Here is a 16,186-nt window from a genome sequence, read left to right on the forward strand (position 1 = left end):
AGCTACTTTCCGCTGCCGCTCGACTTGCATGTGTTAGGCCTGCCGCCAGCGTTCAATCTGAGCCATGATCAAACTCTTCAATTAAAAGTTCGATTTGCTTCAACAAGTGAAGCGGTGCTCAGAGATTGCTTCGTAATAATTCAACTAAATGAATTACTGCTTGGTCACTCTAAGACTTGATATTTTTTGCCACCGAGGTGGCTGATATCGCCTTGTGAGTGCCCACACAGATTGTCTGATAAATTGTTAAAGAGCAGTGAGTTACGCGCTTTCGCTTGCTAACTCGAGGTGGCGTATATTACGCTTTCCTCATTCAGTGTCAACCGTTTATTTTATCCGGTTGCCGCTGTTTTTAATCTTTCCGACCCGGTTACTTCGTGATGTTGTTCACGTTGTTCCCTGTCGATGGAGCGGCATTATAGGGAGTTCTCAGCAGGCCGCAAGGGCTAATTTCACTTTTCTTACCAAGCGTTCATAAATTCATCAAATGAATAAGTAATACACAAGTAATGCATAAAAAACGGGCTCCGAATGACTCCGGAGCCCGTTATAAGGCCGCTACTTATCTATTTACTGTCTTGCGATGATGTGATCATCTTCCACATCGACAGTAATTGGTTTGCCTGGGATCAGCTTGCCAGACAAGATTTGCTGAGCCAGCGGGTTCTCAATCTCCTGCTGGATGGCACGTTTCAATGGACGCGCACCATAAACCGGGTCAAATCCTGTGTTACCCAGCAGTTCCAGCGCCGCATCGGTCAGCGTTGCCGTGTAGCCGTGTTCTTCTAAGCGTTTATACAAACGTGCCAGCTGGATCTTGGCGATATTCTTGATATGCCCATGACCCAGCGGATGGAACACAACCACTTCATCTATACGGTTGATGAATTCCGGACGGAAGCTGTGTGTGACCACTTCCATTACCGACGCTTTCATCTGCGCATAGCTGGCCTCACCGAAGTGCTGCTGAATAATGTCAGAGCCCAGGTTAGAGGTCATGATGACAACCGTGTTGCGGAAATCAACCGTTCTCCCCTGCCCGTCAGTTAAACGGCCGTCATCCAGCACCTGCAATAAGATGTTGAAGACATCCGGGTGCGCCTTCTCAACTTCATCTAACAAGATGACAGAGTAAGGACGACGACGAACCGCTTCGGTCAGGTAACCCCCTTCCTCATAACCGACATAACCCGGAGGCGCACCGACTAGACGTGAAACGGAGTGTTTTTCCATAAACTCTGACATATCGATGCGAACCATCGCGTCATCGCTGTTAAAGAGGAATGTCGCCAGCGCTTTACACAGCTCTGTTTTACCCACACCGGTCGGACCGAGGAACAGGAATGACCCGATCGGACGGTTTGGATCTGACAATCCTGCGCGGCTACGACGAATGGCATTCGATACTGCTTCTACCGCCTCGTTCTGGCCAATCACGCGGTTATGAAGTTCTTCTTCCATACGCAGCAGTTTTTCACGTTCACTTTCAAGCATCCGGGCAACCGGAATACCGGTCCAGCGCGCCAGCACGTCGGCAATTTCCACATCTGTCACACGGTTGCGCAGCAGCTTCATGGTTTTACCGTCTGCCTGAGTCGCCGCTGCCAGCTGTTTTTCCAGTTCCGGGATTTTACCGTACTGCAATTCTGACATACGGCCCAGATCGCCCACGCGGCGAGCCTGTTCAAGCGTAATCTTTGCCTGCTCCAGCTCGGCTTTAATATTCTGCGTGCCGGTCAGGGATGCTTTCTCAGCTTTCCACTCTTCTTCCAGCTCAGAATATTCACGCTCTTTCTGGCTCAGTTCGGTTTCCAGCATTTCCAGACGTTTCACACTGGCATCATCAGACTCTTTTTTCAGCGCCTGCTGTTCCAGTTTGAGCTGGATAATACGGCGATCGAGACGGTCCAGAGACTCCGGTTTAGAGTCCATCTGCATACGAATGCTGGATGCCGCTTCATCTATAAGGTCGATTGCTTTATCCGGTAACTGACGATCCGAGATATAACGGTGCGACAATGTGGCTGCTGCAACGATAGCCGGGTCAGTAATCTGTACATGGTGATGCAGCTCATAGCGTTCTTTCAGACCACGCAAGATAGCGATGGTGTCTTCAACAGAAGGCTCGGCAACAAACACTTTCTGGAAACGACGCTCTAACGCCGCATCTTTCTCGATGAACTGACGATATTCATTTAATGTCGTCGCACCTACACAGTGAAGTTCACCACGCGCCAGAGCCGGTTTCAGCATATTGCCGGCATCCATTGCGCCATCGGCTTTACCCGCACCGACCATGGTATGCAATTCGTCGATAAACAGAATGACGTTGCCTTCCTGTTTAGCCAGATCACTCAGCACGCCTTTCAGACGTTCTTCAAATTCACCGCGATACTTGGCACCGGCAACCAATGCACCCATGTCTAATGAAAGCACACGTTTATTTTTCAGACCTTCCGGCACTTCACCATTAATGATGCGCTGTGCCAGTCCTTCCGCAATCGCGGTTTTACCGACACCTGGCTCACCAATCAGCACCGGGTTATTTTTGGTACGACGTTGCAGAACCTGAATAGTCCGGCGAATTTCTTCATCACGACCGATGACCGGATCCAGTTTGCCCTGCTCGGCACGTTCGGTCAGATCGATAGTGAATTTTTTTAATGCCTGACGCTGGTCTTCGGCATTCTGGTCATCCACTTTCTCACCCCCACGCATTTGATCGATAGCCGCTGTGATTTTCTCGGCCGTTGCACCGCTGGCTTTTAACAGATCCGTTAAAGAGCCGCGGTCTTTCATCACGGCCAGAACAAACAGTTCTGAAGAGATGAAAGTATCGGCACGTTGTTGTGCCAGCTTGTCACAAAGATTTAAAACACGTACCAGCTCATGGGATGGTTGAACATCACCGCCGGTACCTTCAACTTGCGGCAAACGCCCCAAAGCCTGATCAACGTCCGTGCGCAGTTTCTGGGTATCTATCCCAGCCGCCGTTAATAAAGGACGTACGGTTCCGCCTTCCTGAGTAAGCAAAGCACTCATCAGGTGAACAGGTTCGATAAATTGATTGTCGCGCCCGAGCGCGAGTGACTGAGCATCCGCGAGGGCAAGCTGGAATTTGCTGGTAAGACGATCCAGACGCATAACACCTCCAATACTGAACAAAATTGCTACTGGAGATTAGATGAGGTCAACCCTCACGTTTTCAAGGTTATCTTGGCAGTATATTCAGAGGACAGCTGTTATGCGTGATGGATCGTCTTGATTCGATAGGTTATATCAGCCAAATTAAACTTGCCAGCCGTCCGGTAATTCCGTCGCGCCGGTAAGAGTAAAATTTGTTGCTGTCTGTCACAGTGCAATATTCACCGCCGTAGAGGGCGGTGATACCCGCAGCTTGCAAGCGAAACCGTGCAAGCTGGTAAATGTCGGCCATGAATTTGGCACCTGCAGGTCTGAAAGCGACGGATACGGCAGAGTCAACAGCCATAAAGGCTTCGCGAACTTCGCCGCCAACTTCAAAATGCGCAGGACCAATTGCCGGTCCCATCCACGCCATGATTTCTGCGGGAGCCGCCTCAAAGCAGGCAACCGTATTTTCCAACACGCCTGCACACAAACCACGCCAGCCCGCATGCGCTGCAGCGACTTCATCGCCGTTTTTACTGCAAAACAGAACCGGTAAACAATCGGCTGTCATTGCTGCACAGACAACGCCTGGCTCGCGGGTATAGGCCGCATCGGCAATCTGTGTCGGAATAAGGGGGGTTTGCGCCGTCAAACGAACAACGTCGATCCCATGAACCTGCTCCAGCCAGTGTGGTGCAGCAGGAAGCCCGCCAAGTTCGATTATACGCTGACGGTTCAAGGCGACATGTTCAGGTAAATCTCCGACATGATCGCCAAGGTTAAGCGAACCGAAAGGAGGCAAACTGACACCTCCTTCGCGGGTCGTCGCACATGACCGCACCGATGCCGGTTGCGGCCACTGAGGCTGGATAAGCACGCTCATTACCAGTTCATCTGGTCCTTGAACTCTTCGGTATCCGCTTTAAGCGCATTGATCAGGTCAACCATATCCTGCGGAAGTGGCGCATGCCATTCCATCTGAATACCAGTGACCGGATGATAAAGACGCAGCATGGTAGCGTGAAGAGCCTGACGATCGAATCCGCGCAGCATATTAATGAACGGTTCTGAAGCACCTTTTGGCAGACGTGGACGGCCACCATACAGTTGATCGCCTAACAGAGGATGGTTAATGTGCGCCATATGCACGCGGATCTGGTGTGTACGACCGGACTCCAGACGCAAGCGCAGACGCGTATGAGCACGGAAATGCTCCATGATGCGATAGTGTGTCGTCGCCGGTTTGCCAGTCGGATGAACCGCCATATGCGTACGCTTGGTGGAATGGCGCGCAATCGGCTCATTCACTGTGCCGCCTGCCGTCATTGTACCAATCGCCACGGCTTCATATTCGCGGGTAATTTCGCGGGCCTGAAGTGCGGTCACCAGGTGCGTTTGTGCAGGCACCGACTTCGCCACCACCATCAGACCGGTGGTATCTTTATCCAGGCGATGCACGATGCCGCAGCGCGGTACATCAATAATTGCAGGGTAATAATGCAGCAGCGCATTCAGTACCGTGCCATCAGGATTCCCGGCGCCCGGATGAACAACCAGATCACGGGGTTTATTGATGACTAAAATATCAGTATCTTCATACACGATATCTAAAGCGATATCTTGTGGCAGCCAACGCGCTTCTTCTTCAATTTGCGCATCGATTGCGATAGCCTCGCCACCCAACACTTTTTCTTTTGGTTTGGTCACTTTTTTGCCATTGACCGTGACCCTGTCTTCAAGGATCCAATCTTTTATGCGAGATCTTGAATAATCAGGGAACAATTCGGCCAAAGCCTGATCTAACCGTTGACCGAGTTGAGATTCGGCCACCGTTGCGGTGAGTTGTACTTGTTGTGCCATATGCAGCTTCTTGGTTAACGTTGGGTTTTCACGGCGATGCCGTTTAAAATAATGTGCTATTGTAGCTGGTCTTTGTCGGGAGCTTAACGGACAGTCTCCCAGAATAACACCTGAGGATAATCAAAACGTCATGACGCGTGTGAAATATCTGGTGGCAGCAGCCACGTTGAGCCTGGCGCTGGTCGGTTGCTCCAGTTCCAAAGAAACGGTTCCCGATAACCCGCCTAACGTCCTTTATGCCACTGCCCAGCAAAAGCTGCAGGACGGTAACTTTAAAGGCGCTATTGCGCAATTAGAAGCGCTGGATAACCGCTATCCGTTTGGGCCTTACTCGCAGCAAGTTCAGTTAGATCTGATTTATGCCTATTACAAGTCTGCTGACTTGCCTATGGCTCAGGCTTCTATTGATCGCTTTATGCGTCTGAACCCAACACATCCGAATATCGACTACGTCATGTATATGCGTGGTTTAACGGATATGGCGTTGGATGACAGTGCCCTGCAAGGATTTTTCGGTGTTGATCGTTCAGACCGTGATCCACAGCATGCACGTGCAGCATTCCGTGATTTCAGCCAGTTGATCCACACGTATCCAAACAGCCAGTACGCCACTGACGCGACTAAACGTTTGGTATTCCTGAAAGATCGTTTGGCGAAATACGAGCTGTCAGTGGTGCAATACTACACTAAACGCGGTGCTTACGTCGCTGTCGTTAACCGTGTAGAACAAATGCTGAAAGATTATCCGGATACGAAAGCAACGCATGATGCGCTGCCGTTGATGGAAAACGCCTACCGTGAACTGCAGCTGAACACTCAGGCTGATAAAGTCGCGAAAATTATTGCCGCCAACAGCGCAGCATAATTTTACATGTCCGTGGACAAACGGTAGCTCAGGCTGCCGTTTTTTTTGGCTCTTTTTAGGGGATAATTGCAGAAACACAGGAAAGAATAACGTACTGATCCCATCAATCATGCCTGCTCCTGAATGAAGTCTCAAGGCCTTTCCGGCCATTAATTACCCTGAGTCACATAAACTTCAACATTGACAAAAAGTGACAAAAAACCGCGAGTTTAGGGACGCATTTCGTAAAAAAGGCTGGTATGTTGGATTCATCGGAGACGGAAAGAAGAGAGGTAAGTTATATGACAGTCAACATTACCAGTAAACAAATGGACATCACCCCCGCGATTCGTGAACACATCGAAGGGCGTCTGAAAAAACTGGATAAATGGCAAACTCAGCTCATTAACCCACACATAATCCTGTCGAAAGAACCTCAGGGATTTGTCGCCGATGCGACCATCAGTACACCAAACGGAAAACTGGTTGCCAGTGCTACGCACGATGATATGTACGCTGCGATTAACGAAATGACGACAAAACTCGAGCGCCAGCTCAATAAAGCGCAGCATAAAGGTGAGGCCCGCCGTGCAGAGTCCGGCGTCAAAGAACTCAATCTGGAACCGGTGCAGGAAGAAGAGGAATAACCGGGTTATCCGGCATGTCAGTAACAACGCGCTCTGAGGGGCGCGTTTTTTGTGTCTGAAGGAATCTTATTGACACAGGGAAAACCCAGCGGTTACTTTAAGACTCTGATCAAACTTATGGAAACAACGTATACATGAATACCCGTCTGTTTTTCTTCGCATTCTTTTTTACCTTCCCCTGATTGGGAGGCGTTTCGTCGCGAAAGAATGAATGCGAAGACGAACAACAAAGCCTCCTGAAAAGGGGGCTTTTTTTATGCCTGCGTTTCACACATTTTGCTGAAAGAAAGAACATCTAAAAGGGTAATAACATGACCGAGAACTCATTACTGGCACTGCGCGAACGCATCAGCGCATTAGACCTGAAATTGCTGGCCCTGCTGGCAGAACGACGTACGATGGCGATTGAGGTCGCGCAATCCAAAATGCACTCTCACCGCCCTATCCGCGATAAAGAACGCGAAGCAGAACTGATTAACACACTGATTCAGGAAGGGAAAAAACAGGGGCTGGACGGCCATTACATCACCCGCGTTTATCAGCTAATCATTGAAGATTCCGTTCTCACACAGCAGGCACTCCTGCAGCAACATCTGAATAAAACCTCTTCTGATTCAGCCCGCATCGCTTTCCTCGGTCCGAAAGGTTCATATTCACATCTCGCTGCCCGTCAGTTTGCCGCACGTCATTTCGACCAGTTCATCGAATGTGGCTGCCAGAAATTCCAGGATATCTTTTCTCAGGTTGAAACCGGCCAGGCTGATTACGCGGTATTGCCGATTGAAAATACCAGTTCCGGCTCAATCAATGACGTTTATGACCTGCTGCAACACACCAGTTTGTCAATTGTGGGCGAGCTGACAAACCCTATCGATCATTGCGTTCTGGTGGCGGCAGACACGGATTTGTCGCAGATTCAGACGGTTTACAGCCATCCGCAACCCTTCCAGCAATGCAGCCAGTTCATTAACCGCTTCCCTCACTGGAAAATTGAATACTGCGAAAGCACTGCGGCGGCGATGGAAAAAGTGGCGGCAGCCAACTCTCCGCACGTGGCTGCGCTGGGCAGCGAAGCCGGTGGCGCGTTGTACAAATTGCAGGTGCTCGAACACAACCTAGCGAACCAGCAGGAAAACATCACCCGCTTCATTATTCTGGCGCGCAAAGCCATTGAAGTGACAGACCAGGTTCCGGCTAAAACCACGCTGATTATGGCCACTGGCCAGCAAGCGGGGGCGCTGGTGAACGCGCTTCTGGTGCTGCGTGATCAGGGCATCATCATGACCAAGCTGGAATCACGTCCGATCAACGGTAATCCGTGGGAAGAGATGTTTTATATCGATGTGCAGGCAAACCTGCGTTCAGAAGAGATGAAAAAGGCGCTGAAGGATCTGGCTCCAATCACACGCTCGCTGAAAGTTCTCGGCTGTTATCCAAGCGAAAACGTCGTTTCCGTCGACCTGTAATTTTCCACAAACAAAAAGGGCGCTGCATACAACTGCAACGCCCTTCTTTTCATTTACAGACAGCATTTCCGAAAAGCTTACTTGCGGTTGTCGTTGGCCTGACGGAGTAACGCACCACTTTCTTTCAGGAAACGCGGTGCATAATCACCGAACCAGTGCTCAACCTGCCTGAACTTATCGATAAACGCCTGTTTATCACCCGTTTCCAGCAGAGCAAGTGCATCGCCAAAACGCTGATAGTAACGTTTGATCAGCGCCAGATTACTTTCTGACGACATAATAATATCAGCGTAAAGCTGCGGATCCTGTGCAAACAAGCGACCAACCATCGCCAGTTCGAGGCGATAGATCGGTGAAGACAGAGCCAGCAACTGTTCGATTTCAACGTTTTCTTCTGATAAATGCATGCCATAAGCAAACGTTGCAAAGTGGCGTAACGCCTGAATGAACGCCATGTTCTGGTCGTGCTCGACCGCACTGATTTTATGCAGGCGAGCACCCCAGACCTGTAACTGCTCCAGCAACCACTGATAGGCCTGAGGTTCACGACCATCGCAGTACACCACAACCTGTTTTGCCAGGCTGCTGACATCCGGCCCAAACATAGGATGCAAGCCAAGCACCGGACCTTCATGCACCGCCAGCATCGCCTGCAGCGGACGATTTTTCACTGACGCCAGATCCACCAGAATACAGTCATCCGGCAGTTTTGGCAGACGTGCGATCACTTCTTCAGTCAGATGGATCGGTACGCTGACAATCACCATTCCGGCATCCGCCAGTAATGTTTCTGCCTGCGGCCAGTCTTCCTGCTCCAGCACTTTTACCTGATAACCGGAAAGTTCAAGCAGACGAGTGAACAAGCGCCCCATCTGCCCGTTTCCGCCAATAATCACCACCGGGCGCAATGCCGGATGCAATGTTTTGAAGCCTTTATCGTTTTCGCTTGAGTAGGACTCACGCATCACGCGGCGCAATACATCTTCAATCAGATCGGGCGGAACACCGAGGTTCTGCGCTTCCTGACGGCGTGAAGCCAGCATTGCCGCTTCCCGTTCAGGGACATAAATCGGCAAACCATAACGACTTTTGACTTCCCCGACTTCTGCCACCAGCGCAAGACGCCGTGATAAGAGATCTAACAACGCTTTATCAACGTCGTCGATCTGATCGCGCAACGCGTTAAGTTCTGCCACCATAAAAACTTACTCTCCTGCGATTCGTGCCGCCAGCGCGTCGCCCAGTTCCTGATGCATCGTGCGCAGCAGGTTTTCCGTGGTTTCCCAGTTAATGCAGGCATCCGTAACAGACACACCGTATTTCATTTCTGAACGCGGTTGTTCAGAAGACTGGCTGCCTTCGTTCAGATGACTTTCCAGCATCAGCCCCGTGATAGAGCGGTTACCGGCTTTAATCTGATCGATGACAGACTGAGCCACGACAGGCTGGCGACGATAGTCTTTGTTTGAGTTACCGTGACTGCAATCTATCATCAAGGAAGGACGGAGTCCCGCATCGGCCATCTGTTTTTCACAGGCCTGAACGTCCTGCTCGCTGTAGTTTGGCATTTTGCCGCCGCGCAAAATCACATGCCCGTCCGGGTTGCCCTGAGTCTGCAACAGGCAAACCTGACCGGCCTGATTGATCCCCACAAAGCGGTGCGCCATTTCTGCAGCACGCATCGCATTGATCGCCGTACCCAGGCTGCCGTCAGTCCCGTTCTTGAAGCCCACAGGCATTGACAGACCAGACGCCATTTCGCGGTGAGTCTGAGATTCGGTCGTACGCGCACCGATTGCTGACCAGCTGAACAGATCACCTAAGTATTGCGGACTGTTGGGATCCAGCGCTTCTGTTGCCAGCGGTAACCCCATGCCGACCAGTTGCAGCAGCAAATCACGGGCAATGTGCAGACCCGCCTCCACATCAAACGTGCCGTCCATGTGCGGATCGTTAATTAACCCTTTCCAGCCGACAGTGGTCCGCGGTTTTTCAAAGTAAACACGCATCACGATGTACAAACGATCGCTGAGTTCGGCCGCCAGTGTTTTCAGGTGACGCGCGTAATCCAGCGCCGCATCCACATCATGAATTGAGCAAGGGCCACACACCACCAGAAGACGAGGATCACGACCATGGACGATATCCGCGATGGTTTTACGTGCTTCGGAAATACTGTTTTCGTCGCTGACGCTTAAAGGAAAACGGTTTTTCAGCTCTTCAGGAGTGATAAGGATTTGTTCAGCAGTGATATGAACATTATTCAGGGCGTCTTTTTGCATGATCGTGTTCCGTTATAAGGAAAATGGGCTGCCACGGCGGCATCTGCGGACAACATTAACACAGCACGTAAACTTAGCAAGCCTTAGTTGTAAACTTAACATTACCATTTCACCATTGATATGCGAGCAATGGAAAGTTAACTTTACATAAAAAGCGAATCAGACGAAAAGGATGTACCGTAAATATTACACACGGTTTGTCAGCGGTGAAAAAGGAATTTCAGGGGAGGGAAGGAGAACAACGTCAGAAATGCCCTCAGCAACAGGGAGCTGCTGAGGAGACGAAATTTACAGATTACGATCCAGGGTAATAAATACCTGCCCTAAAGCAGTCACTTCATCCACGCCACACTCGAAATGGCTTTCCTGACGCGTCACGCTCAGACGGTTACCAGGAATACGGGCCACATCATAAACGTCCAGATCACCATCAATGTCCAACAGCCAGCGACCATTGCCGGGATGTGTGCTGCCCAGATCGATAATCCATGAATGATTGCCTTTCACGATATACGCAGGCTGCGCCAGCGAATCGTCCAGCAGCGAAGGGTCAACCGTCCAGAGGCCTTCTTCCTCAAGCTCCCCGCCGCGCAATCTCAATTTTTTAAGCTGACGGATTTCACCTAACGCCACGGCAGCCGAAGAGCTTGCATCCTGCATCGCGCCTTTGCCCGTTGCCAGCCAGCGCAACGAGACGCCGGTATCCAGTGCACAGGCCACGACCACATCACCGGGGAAATAATCTCTTCTTACCCAGGTACTTATCGTGCCAGATGATAATCCATACAGATCCCCCAGTTCCTTCTGCATGCTAAAGCCGTAAGCCTGAAGCATACGCGTCAGAACAGCTTTTCCACCTTCAAGTTCATCTAATTGCATCTGGCGAAAACCCCTGAATCTGTAAATATCACCTTGACAACTCGCAAATGCAAGTTTAGATTGATTATGTAATGTACCGACAGACGACCATGATACCAAATTTACAGCGTCGTGGAGAAATAAGGAGACGCGATGTTTTTAGGAACAGAGCAGCAGCGCCAGACCGGCCTGCGCCATATCGCTCATCTGAAAGAAACTTATTTCGTTCAGAGTAAGAATCAGGTTGAGGTTATTTATGATCAGGCTCCTGAAAAATGGAAACTCACATTATGTTTTCACGCCGGTCTTAAACGCCATCATACCTTACTGACATATTCACAATTAAATGATGAGGAAAAAATGAAAATAATGCAGGCATTATTATCACTTCGCCACTTCACGGCGATATTTAAAGGAGAACTTTACTGATGGCAGACTGGATAGATGAATCGCAGGAGTATCAGTTAAAAATCCTCGAAGCGCAGATTACGCAGGCAACCCGTACCCGGCCTGCACTGTCGGCCTTCTTCTGCGTGGATTGTGATTCTCCGATTGCGGAGCCACGCAGGAAAATCATCCCCGGTGTACAGCGATGTATTGAATGTCAGGAAATTGAGGAGATTAAAAGAAAGAATTACCGCCCCGTATAAAAAGTCTAATTAATATTATTTAAATTAATCATCACGCTGGAAATAATATTATTTCCGGAGAGGATTTTCTATTTTATTTTTCGGAATAAATGTATGTCAGAGAATATCAGAGGCAGAACAATCCCTTCGCCCCCACCTGCATTTAACCGGACACCAGGGCAATATTTTGCGGGTACCTGGTGGTGGAATGCCCCCCGCGCAGCGCTCAGCAGCCCGCTGGAAAAACCACTGACCCGTGACTTTTGTCAGCGCCAGCAAACGGCCCTTTCTCAGCTGGCAGCACTGCCCCGTTGCGTGCGCACGCCGTTATATCAGCGGTATACATTTTTACTGGAAACTAAAGGAGTGCGCGTGGCGTTTCATTTCCTGATGACAGTTTTCACGCAACGCGTATGGCCGCGTATTAAGCTGGTAAATGCGCGAAACACACTGAATCGTCAAATCTCGCAAAAGCTACTCACTGAAGAAGAAATGTTTAACCGCTTGCCCGATCTTAATGATGACGGTCTGAGAAGGCTGGCCAACAAACTTGCCGTGCAAATGCAGGATGCCTATGAATATCACTGTGAATGCTGGCTGAAAAACCGTCCTGACGAACCCGGCATTTTGTTGCGCGACAGCACACAGCAGGAAATTTACGGGCATGTCGCCGCGATGGCACGTTCCTGCCGCGTACAACCTCTTTACTGGCAGAAATGGCAAAAAGGCCATATGACAACGCATTCGGCTGTCGCCAGCATTTCACGTCTGGTCAGCGGCGAATGGTGGGAAAAACAGCTGCGTTCAAAACAGCGTTTGTGGCGGGAATCCCTGATGATTGCCTGCGGTTATGTCAGCCGCGCGACATCGCCTTATGCCAGTAAAAACGCCATCCGTGACGTAGTATCACGCCGCTTATCCGCCATCAACTACCTGAAACAGTGCCAGCTCGAAAATGTTGAATCCGGTGAAACGCTGAGTTTGCTGGATACCGTATTGGCCAGCATTTCCAATCCCAAACTTCGTCGTATGGAACTGATGACACTGATCGCCGGTGTCGAAGATGTTGCTGACCAGCAGCGGGACTGCGGCCTGTTTATCACGCTGACCACGCCGTCAAAATACCATCCGCTAAAAACGACTGGCACCGGTTCATCACCCGTTTTTAACCAGAAATGGGATCAGCACGCGTTTACCCCCAAAGATGCGCAGCGTTATCTGGTGGCTGTCTGGGCAAAAATCCGTACCACTTTTAAAGACCGGAACCTGAAAGTTTACGGCGTGCGCGTCGTCGAACCGCATCATGACGGCACGCCGCACTGGCACATGATGTTGTTCACACCGCAGCATCAGCAGCAAAAAGTGACAGAGGTTATGCGCCGTTATGCTCTTGAAGAAGATTCGGATGAACCGGGTGCCGCTGAGTCACGTTTCAATTGCAAGCCGCTAAACCGGGGTGGCGCAGCCGGCTATATCGCGAAATACGTCGCCAAGAATATCGATGGATACGCGCTCGATGGCGAAACCGATTTTGACTCAGGACGCTTGCTGACAGATATCGCCACTGCGGTCACCTCCTGGGCCTCGACGTGGCGGATCCCACAATTCCACGCCATCGGTACCCCCTCGGTCGGCGCCTGGCGCGAATGCAGGCGGATCCGCTACCAGAATCTGACCAGCCGTTTTGACGCACGGGTTGAAAACGTGCGCAGCGCTGCCGATGAAGGTGATTTCGCCCGTTATATTCAGGCACAAGGTGGTATTCACATTCCCCGCAAGGCGCAAACGGTTCGCGTTGCCCGTCAACTCAGCGAGGAGAAAAATGCCTACGACGAGCCCCGCAATAAAGTCATCGGCATTTATGCCCCTCATCTGGGCATCTCTCATATTTTTCTGACACACACTGCACAGTGGCGGATTGTCCGCCACCGGCCTTCTTATACGGAAATATCGAAGATTCGTATACCTTGGAGTTCTGTCAATAACTGTGGATCGCCTCCCGCCTGACAAAGTCAGTCATTGATACAAAAACCGCGCCAATAAAAATTCATACATAAATTCAATGGATTATAAATTTTAAAATACTCTGGCTGTTGACGTATCAGATCAATTAAAGAATACTGTATATAAACACAGTATCTGGCGAGGGGAGAAAATGGAAAACCTGACTAAACAACAGTTAACGTTGTCCAGGATACAATTGATCGCAGACATTTCGCAGACGGCGCAATGCAATCCAAAAGAATTTCTGGTCGTGATGTCACTGATCTCAGAGCTGGCCAGCCAGGCGCTGACTGACGAGAACCAGGACGTTGTGTATTGCAACGGGAGCACTGACGACACCCACTGATTGCCAGATCCTGCGGCGGTAGTAGCCAACATTACTGGCGCTTGCCCGACCGGTTTCCCTCCGGACTAAGCGCCCCGCCCTTTCCCTCTCTTCGCTGTCTGCTTACCTGTTGTGCCAGCCGTTTCACATCCCACTCAGATTGCCGCCCGGCGTGCTATTGCGCAGACTGAACTCACCTCCTGACGATTTCACTCACTTGTGGAGAAAGTTCATGAAAGTCTATGCAGAACAGGGCGATACCCTCGATTCTCTTTGCTGGCGCTATTACAACCGCACGGCACTCGTCGTCGAAAAAGTGTATGCCGCCAATATTGGCATCGCGGATTTAGGCCCGTTATTACCTCACGGCACAGCCGTCTTTATGCCCGACATTGCAGAACAACCGGTTCAGGAAACGATCAAATTATGGGACTGAATACGGAGCGCATCAGTTCAGGCTGCGCCTATTTCATCGCCACTTCGCTGACCTGGCTCGCCAGTCTGACATCGCAGGACGTCGCCTTTCTGGTCGGCTCAGCAGTTGGCGTCGGCACGTTTTTGATCAACTGGTACTACCGGCGCAAAAGCTATCAGTTGCTGGCACGTAAAGGCCTGAGCAAAGACGACTATGAAAACCTCAACTCTTAAACGCTGTAGTGCCGCCGTGGTCCTGGGGCTGATGGCAGCACTGCCAGGCTACAGCTCCTTGCAGGTGTCAGAAGAGGGTCTGCGGTTGATCACCGATTTTGAAGGCTGTCAGCTGCAACCCTATCAATGCAGCGCTGGCGTATGGACCAGCGGCATCGGTCATACGGCCGGCGTTAAACCGGCACAGGAAGTCACCGAACATCAGGCCGCTGAAAACCTGCTGGGGGATATTCAGCAGACAGAGCGCGCCGTAAAAAAATGTATGCCGGTGATCATGCCGCAACCGGTTTTTGATGCCGTGGTGTCCTTCAGTTTTAACGTCGGCACCGGTGCCGCCTGTAAATCAACACTGGCGTTTTTCATCAACCAGCAGCAGTGGCAACAAGCCTGCGACCAGTTGCCGCGCTGGGTTTTCGTTAATGGCGAACGCAACCGGGGTCTGGAACGCAGGCGAAATGCCGAACGTACTCTCTGCCTGAAAGGAGTCTGAATGCGTCTGTTAACAGCACTTCTGGCGGGGATGGTTTTACTGGTCGCCATCCTGTTGCTTTCCAATCGCTCATTACAGCACGACCTCAACAATGCCAGTCAGCAACGCGATGCCCTGATTACACAGTTACAACAACGCGAGCAGTTGATCGCCACACTGAACCAGCAAATGCGCCAGCGCGAGCAAGCTGAACTGGCGTTACGCGAAGACCTGAACACCGCCCGGCAAGTGATGCAAAGCCGTGAGCAACAAAGGCAGAGGAGCCTCCATGATGATCCGCAAACCCGTCAGTGGGCTGACAGCAGTCTGCCTGCTGATATCAGCCGGTTGCACCAGCGTCCCGCCTTCAGCTCCGCCAGCGATTATTTACGTTGGCTGTCCGGCGGTCAGCTCATGCCCTATTCCGGCCAGCAAACCGGCCACCAATGAAGATCTGAGTACCGACATTCTTCAGCTGGAGTCCGCGCTGATGGATTGCGGCTTACAAATTGAAGCCATCAAAAAGTGTCAGGAGGCACAACATGCAAAAACCGATTCAATTGCAACAACGGCTGATTGAACAGATCCCTCTGCTTGCGGCTACGCCTGAAAAACTGGTGATTGCCACCGGGCCGGGCAATGTGGTGGCCACATCTGCACCTTCGCTTTCTTTTGAGTACCGCTATCCGCTGACAGTGAAGATCACTGACGACGCGCTCAGCGAAACGCTGGTCGATCTGGCCGTAGTCACCGTTCTCGACTGGCTGCAGGTTAATCAGCCTGAAATTCTCGGCAACGCCTTGCATCGGCTAAATGATTTTACCTTCACTCAGCAGGAACGAAGCCTCGTTCTGGTGCTGCAACTGACAGAGCGCGTCCAGGTAAGTGACAAGGATGAGGTGCGCACCATCACTCATCTCCCGGAACCGCCACTGCCAGAAAATGTGGCGCTGCCGCGTCAGGTTTATCTCAACGGCGAACTGATCAGCAGCTGGACGGTGTAACCCGATAAACCTTGTTGTGTC

Annotated in this window: 20 protein-coding genes, 1 rRNA gene and 1 other annotated feature; of the genes, 14 read left to right on the top strand and 7 right to left on the bottom strand. The window is 50.9% G+C overall.

Going from position 1 to position 16,186, the window contains the following annotated elements; translation table 11 throughout:
* The 4 genes from AACU55_RS24635 to rluD all read right to left on the bottom strand — a co-directional run.
* Positions 1-84 (bottom strand): 16S ribosomal RNA (locus tag AACU55_RS24635); the annotation flags it as partial.
* A gap of 486 nt (positions 85-570) precedes the next feature.
* A complete protein-coding gene (gene clpB, locus AACU55_RS24640; protein ID WP_037034117.1) occupies positions 571-3,144 on the bottom strand; it encodes an ATP-dependent chaperone ClpB in 2,574 nt (857 codons plus the stop codon).
* Positions 3,145-3,274: 130 nt separating this feature from the next.
* A complete protein-coding gene (yfiH, locus tag AACU55_RS24645) occupies positions 3,275-4,012 on the bottom strand; it encodes a purine nucleoside phosphorylase YfiH (RefSeq protein WP_134706325.1) in 738 nt (245 codons plus the stop codon).
* Positions 4,012-4,989 (bottom strand): 23S rRNA pseudouridine(1911/1915/1917) synthase RluD, encoded by a 978-nt coding sequence (gene rluD, locus AACU55_RS24650; RefSeq protein WP_037034119.1) that lies wholly within the window; start codon positions 4,987-4,989, stop codon positions 4,012-4,014. The genes yfiH and rluD overlap by 1 nt, the downstream gene beginning before the upstream one ends.
* Positions 4,990-5,119: 130 nt before the next feature.
* Between rluD and bamD the strand changes: the two genes are divergently transcribed.
* The 4 genes from bamD to pheA all read left to right on the top strand — a co-directional run bounded on the left by bamD (position 5,120) and on the right by pheA (position 7,946).
* On the top strand, positions 5,120-5,854 hold the full coding sequence (bamD, locus tag AACU55_RS24655) for an outer membrane protein assembly factor BamD (RefSeq protein WP_013574066.1): 735 nt from the start codon (positions 5,120-5,122) through the stop codon (positions 5,852-5,854).
* Between the two features lie 281 nt (positions 5,855-6,135).
* Entirely contained in the window at positions 6,136-6,480 is a 345-nt protein-coding gene (gene raiA, locus AACU55_RS24660) for a ribosome-associated translation inhibitor RaiA (RefSeq protein ID WP_013574065.1), read from the top strand.
* A gap of 133 nt (positions 6,481-6,613) precedes the next feature.
* Positions 6,614-6,738: a sequence feature (Phe leader region), on the top strand.
* Positions 6,615-6,662 (top strand): hypothetical protein, encoded by a 48-nt coding sequence (locus AACU55_RS25800; RefSeq protein ID WP_369794779.1) that lies wholly within the window; start codon positions 6,615-6,617, stop codon positions 6,660-6,662. (Overlaps the previous feature by 48 nt.)
* A 53-nt stretch (positions 6,739-6,791) precedes the next feature.
* On the top strand, positions 6,792-7,946 hold the full coding sequence (gene pheA, locus AACU55_RS24665) for a bifunctional chorismate mutase/prephenate dehydratase (protein WP_013574064.1): 1,155 nt from the start codon (positions 6,792-6,794) through the stop codon (positions 7,944-7,946).
* Between the two features lie 77 nt (positions 7,947-8,023).
* Here the strand turns inward: pheA and tyrA are convergent, their stop codons facing one another.
* The 3 genes from tyrA to AACU55_RS24680 form a co-directional block, all read right to left on the bottom strand.
* Entirely contained in the window at positions 8,024-9,145 is a 1,122-nt protein-coding gene (gene tyrA, locus AACU55_RS24670; protein WP_013574063.1) for a bifunctional chorismate mutase/prephenate dehydrogenase, read from the bottom strand.
* Between the two features lie 6 nt (positions 9,146-9,151).
* Entirely contained in the window at positions 9,152-10,228 is a 1,077-nt protein-coding gene (locus tag AACU55_RS24675; RefSeq protein WP_037034120.1) for a 3-deoxy-7-phosphoheptulonate synthase, read from the bottom strand.
* A gap of 288 nt (positions 10,229-10,516) precedes the next feature.
* Positions 10,517-11,107, bottom strand: coding sequence for a helix-turn-helix domain-containing protein (locus AACU55_RS24680; protein ID WP_134706326.1), 591 nt, complete (start codon positions 11,105-11,107; stop codon positions 10,517-10,519).
* A 132-nt stretch (positions 11,108-11,239) separates the two neighbouring features.
* Between AACU55_RS24680 and AACU55_RS24685 the strand changes: the two genes are divergently transcribed.
* The 10 genes from AACU55_RS24685 to AACU55_RS24730 all read left to right on the top strand — a co-directional run bounded on the left by AACU55_RS24685 (position 11,240) and on the right by AACU55_RS24730 (position 16,165).
* Entirely contained in the window at positions 11,240-11,515 is a 276-nt protein-coding gene (locus AACU55_RS24685) for a DUF5347 family protein (RefSeq protein WP_013574060.1), read from the top strand.
* Entirely contained in the window at positions 11,515-11,736 is a 222-nt protein-coding gene (locus AACU55_RS24690; protein WP_013574059.1) for a TraR/DksA C4-type zinc finger protein, read from the top strand. The genes AACU55_RS24685 and AACU55_RS24690 overlap by 1 nt, the downstream gene beginning before the upstream one ends.
* Before the next feature lie 93 nt (positions 11,737-11,829).
* Positions 11,830-13,722 carry a replication endonuclease gene (locus AACU55_RS24695; protein WP_134706328.1) on the top strand — a complete coding sequence of 631 codons (1,893 nt, stop codon included), beginning with the start codon at positions 11,830-11,832 and terminating at the stop codon, positions 13,720-13,722.
* Positions 13,723-13,870: 148 nt separating this feature from the next.
* Positions 13,871-14,065 (top strand): hypothetical protein, encoded by a 195-nt coding sequence (locus AACU55_RS24700; RefSeq protein ID WP_013574057.1) that lies wholly within the window; start codon positions 13,871-13,873, stop codon positions 14,063-14,065.
* Between the two features lie 211 nt (positions 14,066-14,276).
* A complete protein-coding gene (locus AACU55_RS24705) occupies positions 14,277-14,480 on the top strand; it encodes a tail protein X (protein ID WP_013574056.1) in 204 nt (67 codons plus the stop codon).
* The gene (locus tag AACU55_RS24710) at positions 14,471-14,692 is read left to right on the top strand and encodes an HP1 family phage holin (RefSeq protein ID WP_013574055.1); all 222 of its coding nucleotides are present in this window, start codon (positions 14,471-14,473) and stop codon (positions 14,690-14,692) included. The genes AACU55_RS24705 and AACU55_RS24710 overlap by 10 nt, the downstream gene beginning before the upstream one ends.
* Positions 14,673-15,182 carry a lysozyme gene (locus AACU55_RS24715; protein WP_013574054.1) on the top strand — a complete coding sequence of 170 codons (510 nt, stop codon included), beginning with the start codon at positions 14,673-14,675 and terminating at the stop codon, positions 15,180-15,182. The genes AACU55_RS24710 and AACU55_RS24715 overlap by 20 nt, the downstream gene beginning before the upstream one ends.
* Positions 15,183-15,611: an Rz-like lysis system protein LysB gene (gene lysB / locus AACU55_RS24720; protein WP_037034126.1), complete on the top strand. Its 429-nt coding sequence runs from the start codon at positions 15,183-15,185 to the stop codon at positions 15,609-15,611.
* Positions 15,499-15,741, top strand: a complete 243-nt coding sequence (lysC, locus tag AACU55_RS24725; RefSeq protein WP_232829710.1) for an Rz1-like lysis system protein LysC — start codon at positions 15,499-15,501, stop codon at positions 15,739-15,741. Before lysB ends, lysC begins: the two co-directional genes overlap by 113 nt.
* Positions 15,704-16,165 (top strand): phage tail protein, encoded by a 462-nt coding sequence (locus AACU55_RS24730; RefSeq protein ID WP_121020125.1) that lies wholly within the window; start codon positions 15,704-15,706, stop codon positions 16,163-16,165. The genes lysC and AACU55_RS24730 overlap by 38 nt, the downstream gene beginning before the upstream one ends.
* Positions 16,166-16,186: the final 21 nt, after the last annotated feature.

The organism is Rahnella sp. CJA17(1/100) (assembly GCF_963881615.1).
Taxonomy (GTDB): domain Bacteria; phylum Pseudomonadota; class Gammaproteobacteria; order Enterobacterales; family Enterobacteriaceae; genus Rahnella; species Rahnella aceris.